At 69.3% G+C, this 25650-nt stretch carries 18 protein-coding genes and 1 pseudogene; 17 read left to right on the top strand and 2 right to left on the bottom strand.

What is annotated here, in order from left to right; translation table 11 throughout:
• The first annotated feature begins 1 nt into the window (after position 1).
• From OG574_RS47570 to OG574_RS47560, 3 genes are all read left to right on the top strand, one after another.
• Positions 2-3544, top strand: a complete 3543-nt coding sequence (locus OG574_RS47570; RefSeq protein ID WP_326771304.1) for a LysM peptidoglycan-binding domain-containing protein — start codon at positions 2-4, stop codon at positions 3542-3544.
• A gap of 199 nt (positions 3545-3743) precedes the next feature.
• The gene (locus OG574_RS47565) at positions 3744-5522 is read left to right on the top strand and encodes an ABC transporter ATP-binding protein (protein ID WP_326771305.1); all 1779 of its coding nucleotides are present in this window, start codon (positions 3744-3746) and stop codon (positions 5520-5522) included.
• On the top strand, positions 5519-7300 hold the full coding sequence (locus OG574_RS47560) for an ABC transporter ATP-binding protein (RefSeq protein WP_326771306.1): 1782 nt from the start codon (positions 5519-5521) through the stop codon (positions 7298-7300). Before OG574_RS47565 ends, OG574_RS47560 begins: the two co-directional genes overlap by 4 nt.
• A 787-nt stretch (positions 7301-8087) precedes the next feature.
• Here the strand turns inward: OG574_RS47560 and OG574_RS47555 are convergent.
• Positions 8088-9629 (bottom strand): DUF2637 domain-containing protein, encoded by a 1542-nt coding sequence (locus tag OG574_RS47555; RefSeq protein WP_326778317.1) that lies wholly within the window; start codon positions 9627-9629, stop codon positions 8088-8090.
• 1412 nt (positions 9630-11041) lie between these two features.
• Between OG574_RS47555 and OG574_RS47550 the strand changes: the two genes are divergently transcribed.
• The 11 genes and pseudogenes from OG574_RS47550 (at position 11042) to OG574_RS47505 (ending at position 21389) form a co-directional block, all read left to right on the top strand.
• Positions 11042-12478 carry a pentapeptide repeat-containing protein gene (locus tag OG574_RS47550; protein ID WP_326771307.1) on the top strand — a complete coding sequence of 479 codons (1437 nt, stop codon included), beginning with the start codon at positions 11042-11044 and terminating at the stop codon, positions 12476-12478.
• A 201-nt stretch (positions 12479-12679) separates the two neighbouring features.
• Positions 12680-13576 (top strand): aminoglycoside phosphotransferase family protein, encoded by an 897-nt coding sequence (locus tag OG574_RS47545; protein ID WP_326771308.1) that lies wholly within the window; start codon positions 12680-12682, stop codon positions 13574-13576.
• Between the two features lie 1495 nt (positions 13577-15071).
• Positions 15072-15494: pseudogene (locus OG574_RS47540) on the top strand (hypothetical protein); the annotation flags it as partial.
• A gap of 1025 nt (positions 15495-16519) precedes the next feature.
• Positions 16520-17161 (top strand): hypothetical protein, encoded by a 642-nt coding sequence (locus tag OG574_RS47535; RefSeq protein WP_326771309.1) that lies wholly within the window; start codon positions 16520-16522, stop codon positions 17159-17161.
• A gap of 156 nt (positions 17162-17317) precedes the next feature.
• Positions 17318-17512, top strand: coding sequence for a hypothetical protein (locus OG574_RS47530; RefSeq protein ID WP_326771310.1), 195 nt, complete (start codon positions 17318-17320; stop codon positions 17510-17512).
• A gap of 239 nt (positions 17513-17751) precedes the next feature.
• Positions 17752-18087: an ArsR/SmtB family transcription factor gene (locus tag OG574_RS47525; RefSeq protein ID WP_326771311.1), complete on the top strand. Its 336-nt coding sequence runs from the start codon at positions 17752-17754 to the stop codon at positions 18085-18087.
• The gene (locus OG574_RS47520; RefSeq protein WP_326771312.1) at positions 18087-18806 is read left to right on the top strand and encodes a cation transporter; all 720 of its coding nucleotides are present in this window, start codon (positions 18087-18089) and stop codon (positions 18804-18806) included. The genes OG574_RS47525 and OG574_RS47520 overlap by 1 nt, the downstream gene beginning before the upstream one ends.
• Before the next feature lie 79 nt (positions 18807-18885).
• Positions 18886-19668: a sulfite exporter TauE/SafE family protein gene (locus OG574_RS47515; RefSeq protein ID WP_326771313.1), complete on the top strand. Its 783-nt coding sequence runs from the start codon at positions 18886-18888 to the stop codon at positions 19666-19668.
• Between the two features lie 81 nt (positions 19669-19749).
• The gene (locus OG574_RS52950; protein WP_442816916.1) at positions 19750-20157 is read left to right on the top strand and encodes an ATP-dependent DNA ligase; all 408 of its coding nucleotides are present in this window, start codon (positions 19750-19752) and stop codon (positions 20155-20157) included.
• Positions 20040-20327 (top strand): hypothetical protein, encoded by a 288-nt coding sequence (locus tag OG574_RS47510; RefSeq protein ID WP_326771314.1) that lies wholly within the window; start codon positions 20040-20042, stop codon positions 20325-20327. Before OG574_RS52950 ends, OG574_RS47510 begins: the two co-directional genes overlap by 118 nt.
• A 135-nt stretch (positions 20328-20462) precedes the next feature.
• On the top strand, positions 20463-21389 hold the full coding sequence (locus OG574_RS47505) for a sigma factor-like helix-turn-helix DNA-binding protein (RefSeq protein WP_326771315.1): 927 nt from the start codon (positions 20463-20465) through the stop codon (positions 21387-21389).
• 178 nt (positions 21390-21567) lie between these two features.
• On the opposite strand, the gene OG574_RS47500 is transcribed toward OG574_RS47505, so the two are convergent.
• Positions 21568-22350 carry a hypothetical protein gene (locus OG574_RS47500; RefSeq protein WP_326771316.1) on the bottom strand — a complete coding sequence of 261 codons (783 nt, stop codon included), beginning with the start codon at positions 22348-22350 and terminating at the stop codon, positions 21568-21570.
• A 196-nt stretch (positions 22351-22546) separates the two neighbouring features.
• Between OG574_RS47500 and OG574_RS47495 the strand changes: the two genes are divergently transcribed.
• From OG574_RS47495 to OG574_RS47485, 3 genes are all read left to right on the top strand, one after another.
• Entirely contained in the window at positions 22547-22972 is a 426-nt protein-coding gene (locus OG574_RS47495) for a Chromate resistance protein ChrB (RefSeq protein ID WP_326771317.1), read from the top strand.
• Positions 22973-23010: 38 nt separating this feature from the next.
• Positions 23011-24156 carry an MFS transporter gene (locus OG574_RS47490; RefSeq protein ID WP_326778318.1) on the top strand — a complete coding sequence of 382 codons (1146 nt, stop codon included), beginning with the start codon at positions 23011-23013 and terminating at the stop codon, positions 24154-24156.
• Between the two features lie 167 nt (positions 24157-24323).
• The gene (locus OG574_RS47485) at positions 24324-25439 is read left to right on the top strand and encodes a PP2C family protein-serine/threonine phosphatase (RefSeq protein WP_326771318.1); all 1116 of its coding nucleotides are present in this window, start codon (positions 24324-24326) and stop codon (positions 25437-25439) included.
• Positions 25440-25650: the final 211 nt, after the last annotated feature.

Raw genomic sequence — 25650 nt, 5'->3', positions numbered from 1 at the left:
CATGGCCCACCGCATCGTCCGCTGGCCCCTCGCCCTGCTGCGCCTGATCGCACGCCTGGCCGCACTCGCCGTACTCGCCGCCGGCGTACCCGCGCTCCTCCTCAAGGTTGGCACCCTGCCGCAGAGCGTGCCGTCCCTGAGCGAGGCGCGTGAGGCGTTGATGGCTCCGGATGACGGGAGCCTGCTGTTCACCACGCTCACCCTCGCCGCGTGGATCGCGTGGCTGTGGCTGCTCGTTCCTCTCCTGGTCGAACTGGTCGCGGCCCTCGCGCACCGGGCCACACCCCGGCTTCCGGGCATGGCCACCAGCCAGCGCCTGGCCGTCTTTCTGCTGGGCGGGCTGCTGCTCGCTTCTCCCGCGGCCGCGGCAACCGCCGCCACCCCCGTCGTCGCAGCGACCGCCACCCTCGACCACGCCTCCCCCGCCCCGGCCTCCGTGGACCACACCGAGCGCACGGCGACCGCGGCGACAACGGCCGCTGCCACCAAGGAGCATCACGTCGCAGGCGAGGGTGTGGTGGCGTACGACGTGGCTGAGCAGCGTCTCGGCGACGGGTTGCGCTGGCGTGACATCGCCCGCCTCAACCCCGAGTTGCACATCACCGGGCCCAGCTCCTCGCTGTCGGCGGGCACCACGCTCACACTGCCCGCCGACGCCAGCCCCGCGGCCGCCTCCGCATCGGGCGCGAGTTCCGGCCTGCAAGCTCAGCTGGCGAGCTCCTCGCGCACGGCGAGCGAGGACGCCTCGGAGCAGCGTTCGGAAAGCCATTACATGGTGCGGCCCGGGGACACGCTGTGGGACATCTCCGAGGAGCAGCAGGGCGATCCCACGCTCTACCCGGAGATCGTCGAGGCGAACCCGGACGTCATCAAGAACCCGAACCTGATCCATCCTGGGGATCACCTGGCTATCCCCGACCAGGCGCGGCCCTCCCAGCAGCCCGGCAAGCAGGGCTCCGACGGCCAGGAGAAGGGCCACCAGGGCGAGGACGGCGAGGCGGCGGCATCGCCCTCCGAGTCCCCCCGGGCCAGCGACGGCGAGGCGGGCACCCCAGAACAGGAAGCAACTCCCGCCCCGTCCGCGAGCAGTTCCGCGCAGGAGCAGGAGTCCAACTCCTCGGCCACGAAGGCACCGAGTGAGGACCCGGGCGTCGGTGTGCCCTCCCAGGCCGCGCCGACCGCGGAGCCCTCCGGGGCCGGCACCGAGGAGCCCTCCGCACCCGGCACCTCGGCACCTGCTGGGGCTGCGCCGTCGGCTGACGATCGCCACAGCAGCGCCCAAGACGCCTCGCCGGACGAGGAGTCCGGCCTGACCGTCACGACGATGGCGTTGGGCGCGTCCGCGTTCGTCGCCGCCGGAGTGCTCTTGATGCTGCGGCGCAGGCGGACGGTGCAGCAGCGTCGCCGGCGGGCCGGGCGCCGGATCTCGATGGCGCAGGGACGTGCCGCCGCGACCGAGCGTGCCCTGCGCTGCGTCGATGCCATCGAGGAGGTCGACTTCCTGGATGCGGCCCTGCGCACGCTCGCCCACCACTGCGCCGAGGCGGGGCGTCCGCTGCCCGCTCTCGCCGCCGTCCAGCTGGGCACCGAGGGCGTGCTGCTCCACCTCGCCGACACCGATGATGCCGACGAACTCCCCGCTCCCCTGCCACCGTTCACCGCCGTCGACGACAGCCCGCAGCTTTGGTGGTGCGCCACCGACACCGGGGACCTCGCAGACGCCGAACTCCTCGGCCGGATGGACGCCCCTTATCCGGCACTGGTCGCGCTCGGCGACGACACCCGCGAGGCGCTGCTACTGGTCGACCTGGAACGCTTCGGGGCCGTGCACCTCACCGGCGCCACACGGCTTCAGGTGCTGCGCGCCCTGGGTACATCGCTCGCGGTGTCCCCGCTCAGCTCGGACCTGGAGATCGCTGTCGCGGGCGAGGACAGCGCCCCGGGCCTGTCCCTCATCGACTCGCGCGTGACCCCGTACACGACGCTCGCCGACGCGGCCGACGTCGTCCGCACCCACCACGGCCGCCAGCACACGGCACTGTCCGGCAGCAACAGTACGGACCTGGGAGCCGCGCGGGCCGCGGACACGGTGGACGAGCTGTGGCCGATGGTCGTCCTTGCCGACCTCGACAGCTGCCCCGACCCCGAGGCCGCCGAAGAGCTCGCCGAGGTCCTGCAGCAGGAACCGCGTACCGCGACCGTCATCATCACCAGCGGGCACATGCCCGCCGAGGCCGACGCGGTGTGGGTCCTGGACACCGACGACGAAGTCCATCCCGTGCCCGGTACCGGGCTGCACTGCCGCCTGGTCGCCTTCTCGGACGAGGAATACGCCGACGTCGTCGAGAGCGCGCTGACGTCGAACTCGGAGACCGACCTCGCCCCCGACGAACCGCCTGCGACCTCCGTCCCGCTGGCGAAGGACACCGAGGCGCCCGCCGCCGCTGCAGCTCCGGCTGCCGCCGAGTCGGTACCCGCCGCGCGGGAGTCGGACAGCCTGTTCGCCCGCCTGGCCGACCTCGACGACGACTCCCCAGCCCATCACCTCGAGGGCGCGCCCGCACCGGCCACAGTGCACCACGAGGACGACGCGGCCACGGAGGCCCAACCTTCTGCAGAAGAGGCTGGCCCCGCCATCCCGCGGACGGACGCCACCTCCCCCAGCCGGATCGTGCTGCCTGCCACAACCGCGACCTCTCGGGTCAACGCCCGGCTGCCCGAGCCCGTCAGCCCGCCGGCCCCGGTGCCCCAGGAGCCGGTGCCCACCAGTGCGGCCGACAGCCCACAGCGGCCGGCAGGCGAGGACGCGGCCGACGGGCCCCTGGTCCGAGTGCTCGGCCCCATCGACGTCACCGGCGCCCGCGGGCACATCGAATCCAACCGGCGCACCGTCGCCACGGAACTGGTCTCCTGGCTCGCCCTGCGCACCGACGGTGCCACCCGCCACGAGCTCGACGAGGTCATCGCGCCCGGCGGAGGGCGCGTGGAGAACAACACCAGGAACGGACGTGTCCGCGAGGTACGGCGCTGGCTCGGTGACGAGTACTACCCAAAGCTCAACGAACAGCCCGACCGCAAGCACCGCCTGGTCGGCGTCGCCTGCGACTGGCACCAGTTCCAGGACCTGACCACCCAGGCCGCTCGCGCCGGCGGCGATGAAGGGCGCGCCATGCTGCGGCGCGCGCTCGAGCTCGTACAGGGCCGGCCCTTCACCGGCATTCCGCCGCGCCGCTACGTCTGGGCCGAGGCCCTGACCCAGGACATGATCTCGGCAGTGGTCGACGTGGCCGACGACCTCGCCGCCCGCTGCCTGGCCGCCCGCGACCCTCGGGGCGCACTGTGGGCGTCGGGCCGCGGCCTGGACACCGCACGCGAGCGCGAGGCCCTGTGGCGCCACCGCTTCGAGGCCCTGGCCCAACTCGGCGCACACGACGAACTGGAAGCAGCGATCCAGCAGCTGAACCAGTACCTCCTCGATGCCGACCTGCCCATGGAACGCCAGACCGAGGAGACCATCCGCCGCCTGGACGCAGTCCGCCGCTAACCCTCGAACCACTGTAGGGTCCGCGATCCGGTGAGCACTGTGGGCGCTCGATGCGCAGTAAATGCGCAAATCCAGTTCCTGTGCGCAATGGCTCCGGAGAGTGAAGCCAACTGTCGATCTCTTTCGAGCCTTCCCAGGGCACTCAGCGCGGTCGCTGGTCTCCCGAACGAATCGACCAGCGATCACTAACGTACGGCAGATGAGAGATTCGAAATTGGATCCGGGGACCCCGGACAGTCGCAGTGCCGCGCGGTACCTGTGGTGGCTGATCACCAGTCAGCGCCGCCGGATCGCCGCCGGTGCGCTGCTGGGCAGCACTTGGATGGTCTGTCTGGCTCTGCCGCCGTACCTGCTGTCACGTGCCATCGACGACGGGCTGGAGCGGGGGCAGTGGTCCGTGCTCGTCGGCTGGGTCGCGGCGTTGTTGGGTGTGGGGGTGCTGAACGCGTGGCTGGCCATCATGCGACACCGCACCATGACCAAGGTGCGGATGGATGCGGCCTTCCGTTCTGTGCAGGTGGTGGTCAGGCAGGCGACCAGGCTGGGCGGGGCGCTGCCGCGCCGGGTCACGGCCGGGGAAGTCGTCACGATCGGGTTCGGCGACGTCGCGGTGATCGCGAGCACGCTGACCATTACCGGCCCCGGTGTCGGCGCGGTCCTCGCCTATGTCGTCGTGGCCGCACTGCTGTTGACCGCTTCGCCGTTGCTCGCCGTGGTGGTGCTTCTCGGTGTGCCGCTGCTCGCGGTGCTGGTCGGCCCGCTGCTGGGGCGGCTGCAGGGCGTCGAGGCGACGTACCGGGAACAGCAGGGCGGGCTCGCCGCCCGTTTCACGGACATCGTCGGAGGACTGCGCGTCCTCAACGGCATCGGCGGCAAGGAGGTGTACGCCGAGCGCTACCGGCGCGGTTCGCGGACGCTGCAGGCGAAGGGGTACCGCGTCGGCGCGGTGACCAGCTGGATCCAGGCCCTGAGCGTCGGCCTGCCCACCCTGTTCCTCGGGGCCGTGACCTGGCTGGCGGCCCGGATGGCGGCGCAAGGGACCATCAGCGTCGGCGAGTTGGTCGCGGTCTACGGGTACGCAGCGGTGCTGGTGGTGCCGGTCTCGTTCTTCATCGAGGGCGGCTACGACCTCAGCCGCGGACTCGTCGCCGCCCGCAGAGTCGTACGTTTTCTGGCCATGGAGCCCGATTCCCTCGGCGGGGACGCGGCTTCGGACGGGCCCGGGCTTCCGGCCGCGCTGCGTGATCCTGCATCCGGCGTCGAGGCGACGCCCGGCAGGCTGACCGCATTGGTCAGCGCCCGGCCCGCGGAGTCGGCGACGGTGGTCGACCGTCTCGGCCGTTTCGTCGAATCGGCCGTGACCTGGGGCGAGATACGCCTCGCAGAGATTGACCTGACACAGGTCCGCCGACGCATCCTCGTCGCGGACAACGAGGCCGATCTGTTCGCCGGCCCGCTGCGCGAGGTGATCTGCGGTCCGTGGGACCGGGACGAGGAGACCATCGGCCGGGGCCTCTCCGCGGCCATGGCGCAGGACATCGTCCGCGCCCTGCCGGACGGCCTCGACTCGCCCGTCGACGCGCAGGGCCGCAACCTCTCCGGCGGTCAGCGGCAGCGCATCCGCCTGGCCCGGGCCCTGCTGGTCGATCCCGAGGTACTCCTGGCGGTCGAGCCCACCTCAGCAGTCGACGCGCACACCGAGGCGGCCATCGCGACCCGGCTGTACGCCGCACGGTCCGGCCGCACCACGGTGGTCACCAGCACATCACCGCTCCTCCTGGTTCAGGCAGACACCGTGCACTACCTGGTCGACGGCTCCGTCGCGGACTCGGGCAGCCATCATGAACTCCTGGCCCGGCAGCCCAGCTACCGGCGCCTGGTCTCCCGCGGCGCGTCCGAAGCAGACGGCGTCCACGACGAAGACCGCGACCGCGCGGACGAAGGAACCGCTCCGACGTGCCGGGAGGCCGTGCAATGACTGCCAGTTCCCCACCCACGGCACCCACGGCCCGGGCCCTGCCCGTCGCCGAACCGTCCCGGATACGCCGGGCGGCACTCCGGCTGGTCCGTCAGGACGGCCGTGCTTTCGCCGCCATGATCGGCCTCAACGCGCTGGCCGCCGGTGCCGGACTCGTCGGCCCCTGGCTGCTCGGCCGCATCATCGACGAAGTCAGGGCCGGGGCCCCGGTGGCCTCGGTGGACCGTCTCGCGCTCATCATCTTCGTGTTCGCGCTGGCGCAGCTCGTCCTGGCCCGTTATGCCGGCTACATCGGACACCGCTTCGGCGAGCGGACCCTGGCGCGTATCCGCGAACAGTTCGCCGACCGGGCGCTCGCGCTGCCCGCCGCGATGGTCGAACGCGCAGGAACGGGCGACCTGATGACCCGTGGCACGGCCGATGTCGCCGCGGTCGGCGCCACCCTCCGGGACGCCGGTCCCCAGGTCCTCATCGCCGGAGTCCAGGCGTTGTTCATCCTCGGAGCGGTCTTCGCACTCGACCCGCTGCTCGGCGCGTGCGGAGTGCTGGGCCTGCTCGGCATCTGGTTCGCCGCCCGCTGGTACCTGCGCCGGGCGCTCACCGCGTACCTTGCCGAGGGAGCCGCCAACACCGCTCTCGCGGAGCAGCTCGCGGCCACCGCCGCCGGCGCCCGCACCGTCGAAGCCTTCGGACTGCAGCAGCACCGCATGACGGCATGCCAGGAGCAAATCGAAAAGTGCCGGACCACCCGGAACCGCACGCTGTTCCTGCGCAGTGTGCTCTTCCCGGCCGTGGACATCTCGTACGTCATTCCCGTGGCCGTTGTCCTGCTGATCGGCGGCGTGCTGTACGCCCACGGCACGATGAGCCTCGGCGCGGTGGTCGCCTCGGCCCTGTACCTGCGGCAGCTCTCCCAGCCCCTGGACACCATCCTCCAGCAGATCGAGCAACTGCAAAGCAGCAGCGCCTCCTTCGCCAGGGTCGAGGGCCCCGGCCTGGCCACGCAAGTACCACCGGCCGCTCCCCTCACACCGACCAACGACCGGATCGAAGTGGCCGATGTGCGCTACGCCTACGACGACGGGAGCGACGTCCTGCACGGCGTCGACCTCACGGTCCAGCCCGGCGAGCGACTAGTGATCGTCGGCCCGTCCGGCGCGGGCAAGACCACCCTGGGCAGGCTGCTGGCAGGCATGGACAGACCCCACACCGGCTCAGTGACGGTAGGGCAGATACCGGTCGCCGACCTGGACCCCGACCAACTGCGCCAACACGTCGTCCTCGTCACCCAGGAACACCACGTGTTCCTAGGAACGGTCCGGGACAACCTGCAGATCGCCTCCGCTCGCGCCACCGACGCCCAACTGCGCACGGCACTCGCTGCCGTCGGCGCCGAATGGGCCAACGAACTACCGGACGGGCTGGACACCGATCTGAGCCACGGGGGACACCGGCCGGACGGCGCCCAGGCACAGCAACTCGCCTTGGCACGCGTGGTGCTGGCCGACCCACACACGCTGATCCTCGACGAGGCAACTGCACTCCTGGACCCAAGAACCGCCCGGCACACGGAACGGGCGCTGGCCGCCGTCCTCAAAGGCCGGACCGTCATCGCCATCGCACACCGCCTACAGACGGCCCATGACGCCGACAGAGTGGCCGTGATGGAAGACGGTCGACTCACCGAACTCGGCACCCACGACGATCTCGTAACAGCCGACGGCGCCTACGCCGCGCTCTGGCGCTCATGGCACGGCGAGCGGCCTCCCTCCTCCTGAACACGGCACCCCGCGCCGCCCCGGACAGAACTCGCGGGTTCCGGGCTGCCCCTACCGACTGTGACCGACCGTGGATCGCCAACGGCGCCGATTGCTCACGCCTGGTCGACCCGACGAGTGCTCACCGAGCGCGGATTCCAGCGTTTCTGCAGGAACCAGTGCTCATCAAGTCGCGGACCCTACAGATCCACACCGGCCCGGCCACCCTCTCAGGTTGGCTGGGCCTGCTGGACGACCACCGGCCCCTGCGAGCTCCGGGCCCTGAGCAGTCCGGAACGCCCTGCGGGCCAGCCGCGGGTGCTCTGCCGTAGCCGACACACCGTCACGCAACGCAATCGGCAGTACGGTTCACCGGCCCGAGCCGTCGCAGCGGCGCCGCGTCAGCGTGGAAAATTCCACCCCGGTCGTCCCGGCCGCGGACATGCCGTCCACGAATTCCACCCGGCCGCACCCCGCGTGGAACGACCCGGAGGACGTTCACGGCCAGGCCCACTCGCCGCACCTCCAACGGTCGCAGTGAGCGGCGTCGGAACGGGAGCGGGGTATACCCCAAACAGTGACCCACGGTGGAAAATTGCAGGTCACAGCGTTCCACCCCTCTAGGAAGCGGACGTCCACCAACGCGAAGTCGGGCAGCCGTTAGGCAACTCCAGCCGCTCCGAGCGGAGCGAGTAGGGCAGCGGATGTGTGCCACACAGCAATGCTGGAAGAGCTGTCCTTTGCGCATTCCACCCCGCCGACGCGCATGCTCTGCTGCAGCAACTGCCGGATTCCACCGGGTGGAACGTCAGCCGGTTTCCTCGCTCGAACCGCGCCGCCGCATCTCGCCGATGTACTTGCGCACCGTGCCCTCTGCGTAGCCGGACAGTGCGGCAAGCTCGGGAGCGAGCGCCTTCGCGGACTTCCCCTGGGACTCCGGCGGCAACTGCCGGTAGTGGAATTCCACCAGGTCGATCCCCGACGGCTTCGCTTCAGTCGGCGCTGCTCCGCTCGGCTCGGGCTCGGCGAGCGTCCCGGTGCCGGCGGCAGGTGCTTCGCCCGTCGGCTCGGCCGCAGGCGCTTCCTGACTCTGCGACCGCTCCAGCTCGCTGATACGCATCTGGACTGCGACCCGCCCCGCATCCTCGGCCCGGCTGGCATTCACCGGAGCCTGGTCCCCCACTGCCACTCCACGAGCGGCCTCCGCCTCCCGGTTGGCGGCCATCACGTACGGGGCGAGGTATTCGGGAGCGAGCGGGCGGCCGTACTGGTCGGCGACGTCGTACTGCTCCAGCAGGTACAAGGACAGCTCATCAGCATCCGGCTCGTATCCCTGGTCCGTTGCGAACTGCTCTGCAGCGGACCGATAGAAGGACGCCCACTCCTTGTCAGGCTCACCACCCGATGCATCAGGCACCGGGGCCTGATGCTCTTGCTCCTGCGGGTGCGGCACCGGCATTCGCTCGGGATGCTCCTCGTGCCAGCTCTGGTGCTCCTGTTCCAACGCGACCATGGGCGGCTCCACCTCGGCGTCGTGGTCGCCCGGATGCTGCGTCTGGCGAGGCGCAGCGAACCCGTGGCTCGGCGCCGTCTGCGCGAGCACCCCAGCAGCAGGCTCCACCCGCACGACCTGCTGATCCAGTTGTGGCGCCTGCGGACGGCGCGGCAGCAACTGCGGCTCGACGCCCGCGGCGACGAGCCCGGCCGGAGCCATCTCCGCGAGCGGCACCCCGTAGCGCGCCAGGCGCAGCGGCATCAGGGACTCGACGGGAGCCTTGCGGCGCCAGGCGCGGCCGAAGCGGGACCGCAGCCGCGCCTGGTAGACGAGCCGCTCCTGCTCCAGCTTGATGACGGCCTCGTAGCTGCGCAGCTCCCACAGCTTCATGCGGCGCCACAGCAGGAACGTGGGCAGTGGGGAGAGCAGCCAGCGCGTGAGGCGCACGCCCTCCATGTGCTTGTCGGCCGTGATGTCGGCGATCCGGCCCACCGCGTGCCGCGCCGCCTCGACCGAGACGACGAACAGGATCGGGATGACGGCGTGCATGCCGACGCCGAGCGGGTCCGGCCACGCGGCCGCGCCGTTGAACGCGATCGTCGCGGCGGTCAGCAGCCACGCCGTCTGGCGCAGCAGCGGGAACGGTATCCGGATCCAGGTCAGCAGCAGGTCCAGGGCGAGCAGTACGCAGATACCCGCGTCGATGCCAATCGGGAACACATAACTGAAGTTCCCGAACCCCTTCTGGAGCGCGAGTGAGCGAACGGCCGCGTACGAACCCGCGAAACCGATGCCGGCGATGACCACCGCACCGGCGACGACCACGCCGATGAGTATCCGATGCGTCCGTGTCAGCTGCGGCGCGGACGCTCCACCTTCCCGCCCTGCCGCACGCTCTCCTCGCCCCCGCACGCCCGGTACTCCCCCGCCGTCAGCTGGTCAACTCGCCCATCACACTTCACTTTTGCACACCCGGTCAGGTCACGACACATGGAATCAATAACTGTCCAACTGGACACCGGTTGATCCTGACGACAGTGGCCTCGGAATTGCACCAGACGGGGCCTTCTACGGAAATGGCGAGAGTCCCCGGACCAGGGCCGTGCCCTTGGGAGGCGATGTACTCGACGTACGTGGCGGTCGTGCAGGGCTTCGTGACGCGGGCCATGGCGGCGCACCATCGTTCGAACATGCCGCGCTGGGAACGGTAGTTGCTGTCAGCGTTCTTCGGCGCGGACTGTTCGTCCATGCGCCGTGCGGTGGCTTCGGAGACGTAGAAGTCGCGCTCGCTGTAGCTGGGCCGTGTCGTGGCGGGGAGTTCGCCGGGACGCAGGATCGTGTGCCGGTCGACGAGCGGCCGCGGCGGGGCCTGCGATCTCGGGGAGGTCTGGAAGGCGGTCTCCGTCGACGAGCTCCGCGTGACAACCTCGGTTGGCTCCCCCGGGTCGTCCGCGTCGGACCCCTCTCAGACAATCAGGTACGTATACGACAAATTATACGAGGGTGATCACGATCCGGTTCCGCGGCGTAGCCGGCTGAGGGGGAATCAAGGGGACTAGTGCGACTGCGGCTTGCACCTGGGGCAGGGGATCAGTTCCGTCAGCAGGGCTTCGTACAGGGTGATAGTCTCCGGCCCGCTCGTCGGGCGGCAACGTTTGTCCAGCCCCGTGTGATAGACGGTGCCTCTCCCTGTGGGGCCGCTGGGAGCATGCCGCCACTGCGAGGCGACCACTGTCGTCTCCAACTGATCCAAGTGCCGCTGCACTTGCTCCAGTTCAGCTTTCAGTTCCTGCTGACGTGTGCGAAGCCGTGTGCGTGCGTCGGCGGCAGATTCCATCTCGGCTTCGGTCCTCTCGCGGTGAGCAGGGGCGCCGGCGGGGCGCCCCTCGCGAACGTACACCGTGAGCCATCTCCACCGACCGTGGTTCTCGAGGGTCACTCTGTGCTGCGCCGGATGTGAGCTCATCGCGGGCCAGACATGATGATCCCCGCGGCGCTCAGGGCGGCAACACGGGGACCGTTCGATGCGTTCGATTCTTCGTCAGGAGCGATCCTAAGCCGCTGTTCTCGTCGAGGCGATCAACGACGCTGACGAGGCTCCTCGACGAACTTGGCTCCAGCGGAGCCGACGACGAGACGCGTGCGACCGCAGAGGAGACAGCCCGGCTGCTCCGCGCGGCCATGGGATTCCCCGCCGGCTGAACAGCTCCTCGGCGTATTTCGCCAACTCGCTGTCCCGGACGGCGGGCAGGCTCCATGCTCCTGACGTGGCAGTCTCACTCCGGCGCAAGCGCGAGGCCCCCCGGGGCCGGTACACACCGAACCTCTGGCCCGTCTGGTTCGTGGCACTCGTGGCGCTGATAGCCGCCGGTGCCCTCGGCTGGGTCATCTACCACTACGCCTACGACCACTTCGCGCAGGCGGCCGCCGACCAGAAGCCGCCCAAGCCGGTCAACATCAATGACGTCCTCAAAGCCACCGTGACGGCCCTGACCCTGATCGGTGCCGTCCTCGCCGGTCTCTACGCCTACCGCAAACAGCTCCTCGCCGAGGGCGACGCACACCGCGCGGACGCAAGTCAGCTCGCCGACCGCTACACCACCGCTGCCGAACAGCTCGGTCACGACCAAGCCGCGGTCCGCCTCGCCGGCGTCTACGCCCTCGCCCGCCTCGCCGACGACTGGGCAGAACAACGCCAGGTCTGCATCGACGTCCTGTGCGCCTACCTCCGCATGCCCTACGAACCCGACCCCTCGTTGCCCGGCCACAAAGAAGGGGAACGCGAGGTCCGCCACACCATCATCCAAGTCATCCGCGACCACCTACAGGAGCCGGACGCGGCTACCGCCTGGTGCCTGCATGACTTCAACTTCACTGGCGCGGTCTTCGACGGCGGCACCTTCGATGCCAGCCACTTTCGAGGAAAGATCACCTTCTTCGACGCGAAGTTCAGCAGCGGCACCGTCAGCTTCAGCGGCGCGGAGTTCAGCGGCCCCACCGTCTACTTCGTCGGCGCAGAGTTCAGCGGCGGCACCGTCTACTTCGCCTCCGCGGAGTTCAGCAGCCCCAACGTCTACTTCGACGACGCAACATTCAGCAGCGGCGACGTCTACTTCGACGACGCGACATTCAGCGGCTTTGTCAGCTTTATCGACGCGACGTTCAGCGGCAGCGCCGTCAGCTTCACCGGCGCGACGTTCAGCGCCGGCACCGTCTACTTCGGCGACGCGACGTTCAGCGCCGGCACCGTCCACTTCGGCGTCGCGACATTCAGCGGCAGCACCGTCCACTTTGTCGACTCGACATTCAGCGGCAGCCTCGTCAACTTCAGCGGCGCGACGTTCAGCGGCAGCCTCGTCAACTTCGGGGACGCGGAGTTCAGCGCCGGCACCGTCCACTTCGGCGACGCGACATTCAGCGCCGGCACCGTCAGCTTCGGCGACGCGACGTTCAGCGGCAGCACCGTCAGCTTCACAAGCACGACGTTCAGCGGCAGCACCGTCAGCTTCGGCGACGCGACGCTCAGCGCCGGCACCGTCAGCTTCGGCGACGCGACGTTCAGCGCCGGCACCGTCAGCTTCGGCGGCGCGACGCTCAGCGCCGGCACCGTCAGCTTCGGCGGCGGCACCACTGGCTTCGCCGCCGCCAGGTTCAGCGGTACCACGTTTGAGTGGGGCCCTCTGGCAGTACCGGCGGGCGCCTAGACCGCCGTCGCACTTGTCCCGTCTCAAATGATCTGGTTCGAAACCGCGGCGGTGACCTGGGGCGACCAGAACGGTTGAGACACCTTGGTGGCCGAAAATCTCAGTTGATCTGGACCCTCGCCTATGAATACTGGCTGTCGTCTCGGTTGATCTGGTCTGCTTCCGGCGTTTCGAATGGGACTGGTGGAAGGGCTCGCGAGTATGACCATGCACGATGACCAAGTGGACGTGACCACCGAAACTGTTGCGACCTTGATCCAGGAACAGTTCCCTCAGTGGAGCGGCAAGGAAATCCGACTCCTGCAGTCGACCGGGACGGTCAACGCCGTCTTCCGCATCGGGAACGACCTCTCGGCACGTTTCCCGCTTCGTCTGGCCGGTGCCGCCGAGACGCTGGCGGTTCTGAAGCAGGAAGCCCGGGCGAGCGCGGAGTTGGCGCAGGTGTCTCGGTTCCCCGCCCCGGAACCCGTCGCCCTGGGAGAGCCTGGAGCGGGCTACCCCATGCCGTGGTCAGTCCAGACGTGGCTGCCGGGAACGGTCTCCTCGGACGCCGACCCGAGTGGGTCGGACGCTTTTGCACAGGACCTTGCGGCCTTCATCTCCGCCCTGCGGGAGGCCGAGACGCGGGGGCGGCACTTCAGCGGCGAAGGTCGTGGCGGCGTTCTCACTCACCACGACGGTTGGATGGAGAAGTGCTTCGAGGAGAGCGAGGAGCTGCTCGACGTGCGCCGGCTCCGCCACATGTGGAGCCACCTGCGGGAGTTGCCACGCGCGGGTGCCGACGTGATGAGCCATGGTGACCTGATCCCCGGCAATGTACTGGTCACGGGCGACCGGCTCAGCGGCGTACTCGACACCGGCGGCTTCAGCCCGGCCGACCCCGCGCTGGATCTGGTCAGTGCCTGGCACCTGCTGCAGCAGGGGCCGCGGGAAGTGCTCCGGCGGACACTGGGCTGTGACGATCTCGAGTGGGAGCGCGGCAGGGCATGGGCGTTCCAGCAGGCGATGGGCGCTGTCTGGTACTACGTCGAGAGCAATCCGGCGATGAGCAGGATGGGACGCCGGACACTCGACCGCATCCTGGAGGCGATGGAGTGATGTCGCCCAGGCTGCAGGCCGTGCCCAAGACGATCGCTTGCCTCTCCCGCCGACAGCAGCACCAACGGGACCGGATGAACTGAGACGACGAGCGAATCGGACCAGATCATTTGAGACAAGGACCAGATCGGCTGAGACGGGACAGCACTGCTCAGCTCCGCCTTCGTGGTGGTCGTCGCCGTCCAGAAACCGATCGGTTCCTGGACAACTCCTCACATGCCCCCGACACCGGTATCGATGAGTGCAACAACACTGTCCACCAAGGTTGGCTGGCCGCGAACCGAGCGAGGTAGTCAGTCAGGGGCGTACGGGGAGAGCGTTACGAAACCTTCGGGCATGGCAGACTGCCTCTCGTTGCGGGCAGATATACCGCAACCACTCCTGCACCCGTCTGGGCGCGGGAGTTCTTCGTTTCAGGGGTAGCTCTTGTCCCCCGTGGCCCTGGTCCCAGCGACCGGGGCCTTTCTCGTTCTCGGAGGTCCCGTGTTCGTCGTGTCGGCGGAGCTGTTCGTTGGCTCCTTGGCTCTCGTGCCGTGCGTTCTAGGTCTAGCTGTGGTTGTAGGTCTGGCAGTTCTGTTGCTCCTTCTGGTCCGGCCGGTGCTGGCCAAGACCCGGGCCCAGGACGTGCCTGCCGCCCTCGTCGGGCTCAGCCAGATCATTGCCTCCCTGTCCTGCTTTCTCCCCTGGGGCAAGTGGCGTCCACCCGCTCAGGACTCACCGGTTTCAACCGAGCAACGGGAAGTGGTTCAGCCTGGCCGATCCTCTTCCTCTACCACCACAATCACTGAATACCTGATGGTGGTGCGCCCGTGTCAGTCGGAGAGGAACGGTTTCGCAGCGCAGCTCTCTGCGCTGTCCCACGAGCATGAGGGGGAAGTAGACGGTGTCTGATGTGCTGATTCACCACTGTGTCCATTGCGGTAAGGACCTGGCATCTTCACGCTCCGGCCGGCCGCGCCGCTTCTGTTCACCTGCCTGCAGGCAGGCGGCGTACCGCGCACGCGGCGTAGTCACGGCACCCCAGCAGACGCCAAAACACTCCTTCTGGCGAACCAGGCCTCGACCATGTCGCGCCACACCAGGGCTTCCATCACGTATGCACCCGTACCTGGTCTGCCCATTGGTTCGCGGGCATCAGGGACTGCATCGCGCCTTGGTGGGACCTGCAAGGGGAGCGGTACGTCTGTACTGGGCAGGATGGCGAGACGACAGCTGGAGTGGAGCAGGTGGATGGGAAGAACCAGGCCCAGTAGACCTATTCAGTGCTTGCAGCCGGTGTCTTCTCCCGCTCGGTCATACGGGCCCTTGCTTGGACACGGCATACGTCTGGACCGACGAGGTCGGCCCCACGGTGCTGGACCGCACGCTCGATCGAATGGTGCGGATGAGGCTGTCCTTTCCGTCCCCAGACATCGCAGTCCCACGGTGGCACCCCCTCTAGGCCTGGTCGCAGCTGACCGCATCGTCCATGGAGAGGGCAGTTCACCCATGCTTCGAAGAGGCGGTGCGCGCCACCGGAGGTGCGGAACTGACCACCCACGACGTGGGGTTGGCCATACTCGGCCCGTTACAGGAACTCGACCTCGTTGCCTATCTGCGGTTCGCGTCTGTGTACCGGGCGTTCGACTCGCTAGAGGACTTCGAGGCAGCCATCGCGGAACTACGCGAGCGGTGGCCTCCCGTACGACGCTGTACAGGTACGTGCCTGAGCTGGCCGCAGGTCGGGATTCCCTCGTCGCTTGCTCAGCGCCAGCGTTGCCCGCTCCTCGCCCCTGGTGGGGGGGGTGAGAACATCCCCACGCGGAAAAGTGATGCGCTTCACAAATTGCCGCTGCGTGGGGGCCGAAATTGCAGGTGGAGTGATGTCAAAGGAACTGAAAGGAAGTCAAGGCCACTGGAATCCCCGGAGAGGCTCTAGCCATGTGTGCCCATGTATAGCCACAACTGCCTGACGGGCGGCCGTTGTTTGACCTCGCCAGTACTATCGTCCGGAAGCGCAAAAGGAGCCCATCCCCGACGCGAGTTGTCTAGGCCCAGTGTCGGGAGGGCTCCCTGCGCGATGTTCCATTCACCCGAGTAGGAGGATTGATACACCGTGTGTCAGCCTAACAAGGACTCCCTATGTAGGGAATCCCGACTGCGCCGTATCCGCCGTTACCTGCGGGAATGGCCACAGCGTCAGGGGCGGACTGTCCACGATCAGATGATCCGGGGAGCGTCGTACAGCCTCGGCAGCGGGGCCGTGAGCCTCATCGTCGTCTGGTTCCAGACCCGCCACTGACCGCGCAGAAATCCATGATGGCCCTCGCTTCGGCGGGGGCCATTCTCGTGGGCGGCATCTCTGGCCGTCGCTGCGCCGGTCTCATGGGCCCCGTCGGGCACCGCCCGCGCAGCGTAGGCCAGCGCGCATCCCCGGGTCGGCCGTCGCAGGCTGGCCCTGTGGAGTACCCGGTCGCTGTCGCCCTTGCCGAGGCTGTGCCGACGCTGCCCCGCGGCAAGGGCTGGTGGTACGAGATCAAGTTCGACGGTTCTCCAGACACCTGACGTTGTCTCATCTGGATGATGGCTCGGCGTCTCGCCGCAGCGGGCGGGACGTGACGGCGGCGTGGCCCGACCTCGCGGCGGCTTCCATTCACCTGCGCCCGGGCACGGTCCTCGGTGGTGAGTGCGCAATCGGCTCCGGGATAGCAGTGGGGCTCGACCCGCCGTAAACACGCTGCGATGAAGTCGGGGTTGAAGGTTCTGTAGAAGCTCCTGCTGGCGCCCGGGATGCTTGCAAGGATCTCTCGACTCGCCCAGCAACTGTGAGGAGCGGAGACAGCAGTGACTCAGGTCCAAGGTGTAAAACCGCCTGTTCCAGCGCAGTCCGGTGGGAACGTCGGGACGCCGCCGCAGCCGCCAGACGGAACCTCAGCAACGCCGGAGCGGAAGAAGCGCGACGGGATGCTGATCGCGACGATGATCGCCACGTTCGTCGCGGCCGGAGGTCTTGTCGCCTCCGCCTGGACGGGCTATTACCAGGTCAAGACGTCCCAAGATCAGTTAGCGCAGTCGAAGGAGGACTCCGAGAAGGAACTCCAGTCTCAGGCCTCGCGCGTCTCAAGTTGGACGATGGAGGGCAAGAGCGGCAAGACCACCGGGTACTTCGCGAACCGGTCTCTCGACCCCATCTCCCAGGTCACCATCGGCGTAGCGACGGGGAGTGACAGCGAGACGAACAAAGGCCAGGAGGGCCTGTACCCCGGTGAGAAGCAGCTGCTCGACCTCAGAGATGTGCCGCCGTGCAGCATCATCACGATCTGGACGCCCGGGAACGCGAATCACTTCGCCGTCGCCGGGTTCTCGTTCGTCGACGTACGCGGCCAACGGTGGGGACGCGCCGGGTACAAGCCGCTGAAGGCCATGGACCTCCCCGCCGCCGCACCCATCATGGGGGACAACGGGCACGGTCAGGGGTCGGCCACCTGGAAGCTCCTCTTCGGAGACACTGACCAGCAGTCGTTGGCCGTGGAGAGGCCGGGCTCGACGTTCAGCAACATCCCGCCGCCCAAGCCGCTGAAGGACTGCGGAGCCGACAAGAATTGAACGCGCTGCGCCCCTGAGTGGTCAGCGGCGCCCGTCGCTCTGTCTCACGAGACACATCAAAGTCTGGAGAACGACGGGCACCGCACCGCCCTGTAGCGCGATGCCGAGACCGTCCGGCTACAGGCCCGGTCCGGGCGGACGGTCACCTCGGCGTGGATGGATCTGGCCGTGGCCGGCATGAACTCGCTACGCCCCGGCACGGTCCTCGACGGGGAGGCTGTGATCTACAGCGAAGGGAGGATCGACTTCGCGGCCGCGCAGTCCCGCGCGGCCTCCGGCCCGGCCCGCGCCCGCGAACTCGCCGCGATACTCCCCGCCTCATACGCAACTGGAGTGCGCGCGGGTTCCTGAAGTGGCCCCCAGGGCACGATCGAGGGAAGTCAGCAGGTGGGGGGAGACCCCTCTTTGAGGCATCCCTCGACGGTGTGAGGTTCCCGCAGTTACTCGCAGATTCCAGGAGAAACGCTCGTAATCTGCCGTTCCATGGGGGATTTCGAAACTCGCACCCCGACATCTGGGCCGAGAGGGCGGAGCCTCCGGAGAGTGAATCCATCATTTTCTGAATTCAGGATGTCCTGTACTGTCGTGGGGTGCTGACTGTTGCCTCCGACATCGAGGTGCTGGCCCGGTTCGGCCGCGCGCTCGCCGACCCGATCCGCTGCCGCATCCTGCTCGCCCTGCGCCAGGCGCCGGCCTACCCGGCGGACCTCGCCGACGCGCTCGCCGTCTCCCGGACCCGCCTGTCCAACCACCTGGCCTGCCTGCGCGACTGCGGCCTTGTGGTCACCGTGCCGGACGGGCGCCGTACCCGCTACGAGCTCGCCGACCCCCGCCTCGGCCACGCCCTGGACCACTTGCTCGCCGCCGTGGTCGCGGTCGAAGGCGACAAGACCTGCCCGGACGCCGCCACGAAGGACTGCTGCTGATGACCGCGATATCCCTCGGGCCGTCCCCGGCCCGCCGCGACGCGCTCGCCCGCCGCATACGCTTCCTGGTCGCCGCGACCATCACCTACAACGTCATCGAGGCCGTCGTCGCGATCACCGCGGGCACGATCGCCTCCTCCACGGCGCTGATCGGCTTCGGGCTGGACTCCGTGATCGAGGTGTCCTCCGCCGCGGCGGTCGCCTGGCAGTTCTCCGCCCGCGACCACGCCGTACGCGACGCCCGGGAGAAGACGACCCTGCGGATCATCGCGGTCTCCTTCTTTGCCCTCGCCGCGTACGTCAGCGTCGACGCCGTCCGGGCCCTGACCGGCACCGGAGAGGCCGAGCGGTCCGTCCCCGGCATCGTCATCGCCGCCCTGTCACTGGCGATCATGCCGTTCCTCTCCGCTGCCCAACGCAAGGCCGGCCGTGAACTCGGCTCCGCCTCCGCGGTCGCCGACTCCAAGCAGACACTGCTGTGCACCTACCTGTCCGCGGTGCTCCTGATCGGCCTGGTCCTCAACGCCACGCTCGGCTGGTCCTGGGCCGACCCGATCGCCGCCCTCGTCATCGCCACCATCGCGGTGAAAGAGGGCCGCGACGCCTGGCAGGGCAAGGGCTGCTGCGCACCCACCGCCCACACTCCGGTCCCCGCCGGGGCGGCCGCGGCCGAGGCGGACGCATGCGGCTGCAAGCCGGGCTGCACCTGCTGCTCGTGAACATCTCATTGCCGCCCCGCCCTCCCTCTGGGTGCTCCCTCGATACTGACCGGGCAATCACGGAGCGGCGGGGGCAGCAGTGGAGTGGACGATCTGGGCCGGGTTCGCGGCCGGCCTGCTGATCTCAACGGTGACCGCGCCGGTCGGCGTGTCCGGCGCGGTCTTCCTCCTGCCGGTCCAGCTCAGCGTCCTCGGCGTGCCGAGCCCCGCGGTCACGCCGACGAACCTGCTGTTCAATGTGGTGGCTGGGCCCGGCGCACTGTGGCGCTACCGCCGCGATGGCGCTCTGCGCGGCGGCCTGGCCCGGCGCCTCGTTGCCTGGACGCTGCCCGGCGTCATCGCCGGCGCCGCCATCCGCGTCTTCGCCCTCCCCGGCCCCGACGTCTTCCGGATCCTGGTCGCCGCCTTCCTCCTTCCACTTGGCACGTGGCTGTGCCTGCGCACCCTGCACCCCGCCCGGCGGCGGCCGGACGCGGCCGAGCCGTCGGCGCGCGCGCTCGCCGCACTTGCCCTGACGGTCGGGGTGGTCGGCGGGATCTACGGGATCGGCGGCGGTTCCCTACTCGGGCCCATCCTCGCCGCGCGCGGTATGCCCATGGCCCGCATCGCACCGGCTACCCTCGCCGCCACCTTCACCACATCCGTCGCCGGGGCCGCCGCGTACGCCGTGCTGGCCCTGGCGAGCCCCGGGCCCGTCGCACCCGATTGGTGGCTAGGTCTGGCCTGCGGCGCCGGGGGGCTGATCGGCGGCTACCTCGGCGCACGGCTCCAGCCTCACCTGCCCGAAACCGCGCTCCGGCTCCTGCTCGGAGCCCTCGCAGGCGCCCTCGGCGCGGTGTACGCCGTCCAGGCCCTGGCCTGATCCCCGAGGCGGTTGGCTCGGGCGACGAAGGCTCCGCCAGCCCGAACCCGCGCGCTCGTCCATTTCTGAGCGCCGCGCACGATCCGGTTCCGGCGTCATGCCGTCCGGGAATCCACGAACCCGTGCGCTTCCGTGTGGGACCTCCTCGCCCACCCTGAACTCGGCGATGTCCGCAGCCGCCCGTACACCGAGCGGCGCGCCCTTCTCCTCGACCTGCTTCACGACGTGCCGCCCCCGATCCAGGCCGTACCCGCCACGGATGATCCGGACGTCGCACAGGACTGGTACGACACGCTTCAGGGCCAGGGCATCGAGGGCGTCGTCTGTAAGCGCGCCACGTCCCCGTACCGGGCCGGTCGGTCTGGAAGAAGGTGCGGCACTCGGACACCGTCGACGCCGACGTCGTCGGCTACATCGGCCCGGCATCCCGGCCCCATCGCGTGGCGGTCCGGCTGCCGGACGGAAGCCGCGTGCTGTCGCAGGCGCTGACGGCTCCCGTCGCTGCGGAGATCGCCCGTCACATCCTCGACGCCGGCCCCGGGCGGAGGGCTCGGACTTCAGCCGGTGACGCCTACGTGACGACCAGCCGGGGCCTCGTGGTGGAGGTCCTCGCGGGGACCACGCGGCACGCGGTGGTCACGGTTACCCGGATGCGCTGACCCGCAACGGCGGGACGATTCGAAAGCGGGCCGCGAGACCGCCGATTTGAGGTCCGCTCACGACGTTTTGAAAGTCTCCTCAGAAATTTTTCGCGCTGCGTGACATCGAAGTGGCAACGACACATAGCAGCGGGCGTGACCGTTGAGATATCACTAGAGAACTGCAACTCGGTCGACAACACGGGGGAGGTGTTGCCTGATCACCGATATGACGTCGCCCTCGACGTCGCGCTCGCTCTACCCGGACGCCAGGGGGAGCGGATCGCACGCGATGAAGCGCTCGTCGAGGACCTACGCCGTGGGGACTTCAAGGGGCCGCGCTACGACATGTTCGAGAACCGCCTCGCCGGCGAGGCGCTGCCCCAGCTCAAGGGCATGCTGCGCACCGGAACCCTGATCACGGATTCCCTGAGGAGGTGGAAGGAAGCAGGGAAGCCTTTCGGCGTCGCGGAAGGACACCGTCACCTACTGCGCGAGGATCTCGAGCAGCGCGACATCCTGGCCGTGGACATCCTGCTGCCCACGCTGGACTCTTTCCGCCGTAAGGCCCTGGTCGAGGGCGGATGGAACCCGCGGCACAAGGGAGGCCACGGGCCGGGCTGCCTGATGACCTACTTCATCGGGCGCTGCAGCTGGGAGTTCCGGCAGCAGTACGAGAAGTGGAGCATCAAGCAGCGGCGCATCGCTGAGGTGCACGCCAAGCTCCTCGACCCGGAGGCGTTCTTGCTGTCCGTGGCCAGCAGCGAAGGCACCGACTTGCACAGCGGCGGCGTGGTGCTCGACATGCTGCGCAAGCAGCCCCGGCAGACGCAGGCCGTCCTGGCGCTGGTGCTCCAGGGCTACGAACAGTTGGAGATCGCCGACCGGCTGCAGGTCTCGCGGGGCGCGGTGGCGAACTCGATCTACCGGTTCCGGCAGAAGGTGCTGCGCGCGGAGCATGAGGGGAAGATCCACATTCCGATGGCGCGCGCGTACACGGACCATAAGAGCGGGCCTGCCGTGCGCCCTATGGTGCAGCACGGCATGGGTGGCAGGGCCCTGTGGCGAGGGGAGTCCCGGTGAACGGGCGCCAATGGGCTATGCCTGCCCGCGTTGCCGGCCTGGTCGGCGGTGGGGCCGTGTTCGGGGTGTCTGCATTCGCGGGCGCGCCGTGGTGGGTCCTGCTGGGTGCTCTGGCCTTAGGCACGCTGCCCTCGGTCCTGCCGCAGGAGTCCGAGCACCGGCGAGACATCTTCCGGGACTACCTCCGGCACCGTGAGCGCATGGCGCGGCTCCGGCGCGAGACGCGCCCCGGGCAACTGACGGCGCCGGGGAGGGATGAGTGACGTGCGGGTCCGTGGTCGGCGACAATCGCAGCGTGCCGGAGTACGCCTCGATCACCGCGCTGGACCGACTCCTCGACGACCTCAAGGTCGGCGAGGCCCGCCGGCGTCAGCTCGCCATGGTCCGAGGGGAGATGGAGCGGGCGCTGGCCCGGGACGCGCTGCCGGTGGGAGCCCGGCGCAGCCTGCAGCGCCTCCTCGAAGAACCAACGCTCAAGTCGTACATACGGATCGCTGAGTCCGGGGCGCTGCGGCACCGCCGCGTCGGCGGCGGTTTCCCGCCCACTTCTCAGCCGACCAACGAGATCCGGCGCCGGTGCGTCGACCTGCTGCGCGAAGCGCTCGGCCTGCCCGGGGTCGGTCTCGGTGGCGGCGAGGTCGCGCTGCAGCCTGCGCCGGAGGCGGCCACCCTCGCCGCGCTGCACCGCCAGCTCGACCGGTACCTGGGCGGGGCGATGTCCCCGGCGCAGACCCGGCTGACGGCTGTGCTCGCGCTGGAGCTGGACACCGCGGCACGAAGTGGGGAGCTGGCCGCGCTGCGCACCACGGACCTGAGCGAGAACAACATCGCAGTGTTCGTCGAGCGGCACCCCCAGGGCGGCGGCACCGTCGAGGGGGAGTGGGTCGAGACCTCGGCGCTGACCCGGGCCGCGCTGGAGCGCTGGTTGTCGGTGCGCGAGGACCTGGTGCAGCGGGCCCACGGCACCTCTCGGCTGTGGGTGTCTCTCTGGATGAACCACGACGGCGTCCTCGACGACGAAGGGCGCACGGTGATCCGTCCTCCCGGGATGCCGCTGGAGGAGAACGGGCTCGTGAGCTCGTTCCGGATCGGCAGGCTGCGCTTGGCGGGAGCTGCGCAAGACCGGGGCGCTCCCCCTGGGACAGGGCATCTGGGCCGTGCCGGAGGTGCCGGTCTTCGCCGACGGCGTGCAGCGGGCCCTCGAACTCACCGACGGCGCCGGCGGCCAGGGCGTGGCCCTCCAGGCTTCCGGCCGTACGGCCGAGGATGCGGCCCGCTTCCGGGAGATGTTCACGGCCGCCCGCACGGCCGAGTGGACGGAGTTCCTCGCGGACTGCGGCAAGTTCGAGGAGGAGATCGCCAAGGACCGCATCGCGAAGTTCACCCTGGCCGAGCTGGAGGAAGAGGAGCAGAGCCTGGAGCGGCTGCGCCGCTGGCACCGGGATCTGACTGCGCGGGACGTCTTCGGCGCCCCCGAAGCCGCCGAAGCGGGGATACGGCTCAAGCAGTGCACAGCCGTCTGCGAGGACTACGCCGAGCGCGTCTTCGCCGCGCTGCACACCAGCGACGAGGACCCATCGTGAGCCACCAGCCCATAACCCAGGCCGCCCCGAAGCGAGCGATGTGGCCGCTGTACGCGGCCGGGTTCACCACCGCCTTCGGCGCGCACGGCATCGCCGCCAACCTCGGAGGCTTGTCCGAGGACGCCGTCACCTCGCTCCTGGTCCTGGGCGGCCTGCTCGCCCTGTACGACGGCGCGGAAGTCATACTCAAGCCGGTCTTCGGCTCGCTCGCCGACCGGATCGGCGGCAAGCCGGTCCTCCTCGGCGGTCTGATCGCCTTCGCCGCCGCCTCCGCGCTGTACGCGATCGCCGACAGCCCCGGCTGGCTGTGGGCGGCCCGCCTGGGCCAGGGCGCCGCGGCATCCGCGTTCTCCCCCTCGGCCTCCGCCCTGGTCGCCCGCCTCAACCCGGCTGCCAAGCGCGGGCGTGCGTTCGGCAGCTACGGGTTCTACAAGTCCATCGGCTACACCCTCGGCCCGCTCCTTGGCGGCGTCCTCGTCTGGGCCGGGGGCCTGCGTCTGCTGTTCACGGTGATGGCCCTGTGCGCAGCCGTCGTTGCCGTGTGGGCCGCGCTCGCCGTGCCCGTCGTTCCGCCGCTGCCCCGCAAGCGGCAGACGGTCGCCGACCTCGCGCGGCGCCTGGCCGACCGGTCCTTCCTCGCCCCCACCGCGGCGCTCGCCGCGGCCACCGCCGCGCTCTCCGTCGGGGTGGGCTTCCTCCCCGTCTCGGGAGCCGCAGCCGGGCTCGGCACCGTGGCCACCGGCGCCGCCGTCTCCGTCCTCGCCGCCACCGCGGCCATCGTCCAGCCCAAGGCCGGCCGCGCCCTCGACGCCGGACGCCTGACCACCCGTACAGGTCTTCTCACCGGACTGCTCATCACCGCCGCCGGACTCGCGGCCGCCATGCTGCCCGGCCTGCCCGGGGTTCTGCTGGCCGCCGCCCTCATCGGCACCGGCACCGGACTGATCACCCCGCTCGGCTTCGCCGCCCTCGCCGCCTCGACCCCGGAGGAGCACATGGGCCAGACCATGGGCTCCGCCGAACTCGGCCGCGAACTCGGCGACGCCGGCGGCCCTTTGCTCGTCGCCGGCGTGGCCACCGCCGCCACCCTCACCTACGGATACGCGGCCCTCGCCATTCTCCTGGCCGCAGGTGCGCTGCTCGCCCTTGCCAGCCGCCGCCGAACGGACCCCACGCCGAGCTGACCCGTCCCGCACCCGCAGAGTCCGGCCGCAAGCGTTCACATGTTTCGACACTATGACGGCTCACCGCCCACGGCACGTACAGGATGAGTCGGCGACGACTCCGGCAGGCGACGCACTCCCCCGTCTCTACCAGTGCGAGTCGAGCGGGGGCGGTGTAAAGAGGAGTCATGGCACAGCGATCTGCAGGGCTTCGCCAGCCGGAGCGTGCGAGCCGGGCGCTGGTCGCCATCCCCGTCGCGTGGATCGTCGCGGTGTCCCTAATTGACATTCTCGCGCCGCCCGACATCCATCTGGGGCCGCTGCTCGTCGCAGCCCCGGCAATCACCCCGTCGTTCGGCGGACCCCGAACGGTGGGCCTGGTCGCTGCCCTGGCGGTGATCGCACAGACGACCATCGGGTTGGTGCGCGATCCTGACGCGATGCTCTCGTCCAACCACCAGGCACAGATCATCGCCCTGATCCTGGTGGGAATCTGCCTCGTCATCTTCTGCGTGGTGCGGGACCGCCGGGCGAAAGAGCTGATGCAGGTGCGGTACGTGTCCGAGACCGCCCAGCGTGTGGTCCTGCCTTCGCTGCCCCGACAGCTCGGACCGCTGCGGGCCGCGTCCCTCTACCTCGCCGCGGAGGCCGAGGCCCGGATTGGCGGGGATCTGTTCGCGGCGGCACGTACCACCTCCGGTACGCGGCTGATGATCGGCGACGTGCGGGGGAAGGGGCTGACCGCGGTCAATGACGCAGCCCTGCTGCTCGGAGCGTTCCGCGGCGCTGCCCACCGCCAGGCGAGCCTGGGCGAGCTGGTGGCCTACCTCGACCGAAGCGTGTGCTGGGACCTGATGGAGCCGGGCGAGACGAGCCTCTACGGAGAAACCTTCATCACCGCCACCCTCCTGGACATCCCCGACCACGGCGGCCGGGTCCAGATGATCTCCTGCGGTCACCCGCCGCCGATCGTCCTCCGTAACGGCCGGCCTACGACCATGGACGCCCGTATTCCCGCACCCCCCTTGGGCCTCGGCGAACTATCGCATCCGCGCTACCGCGTCGACAGCTTCCCGTTCGAGCCGGGAGACCTTCTGCTGCTGTACACGGACGGCGTCACCGAGGCCCGCGACTCCACCGGCACCTTCTACCCGCTCGCCGAGCGCATCACAGGCTGGACCGAGAACGACCCCGACGCCTTCCTCGACCGCCTCCGCCGCGACCTGCTGCACCACGTCGGCGGACACCTGAACGACGACGCCGCCATGATCGCCATAAAGCGCACCGCCACGCCCCGGGCCTGATCACCCGACCCCTCTTGCACCACTCAAACCTCGATGTCACGCGCGTAAATATTCGATGGCGCCAGGTTCGCTGTCACGACAAACAGAACGGAGCAGCGAGGGACGTCAGCAGCACGCTGCAGATCTCGAACGTGGACGACCACCAGCTCCCACCCGCTCCGGCCACAATCAGCGGAACGGAGGCCTTCACCTGGATCAGCCGCACCGCTCA

The organism is Streptomyces sp. NBC_01445 (assembly GCF_035918235.1).
Lineage (GTDB): Bacteria > Actinomycetota > Actinomycetes > Streptomycetales > Streptomycetaceae > Streptomyces.
Note: the sequence above shows the minus strand (reverse complement) of the source record. Positions and strands in the feature narration are given on the sequence as shown.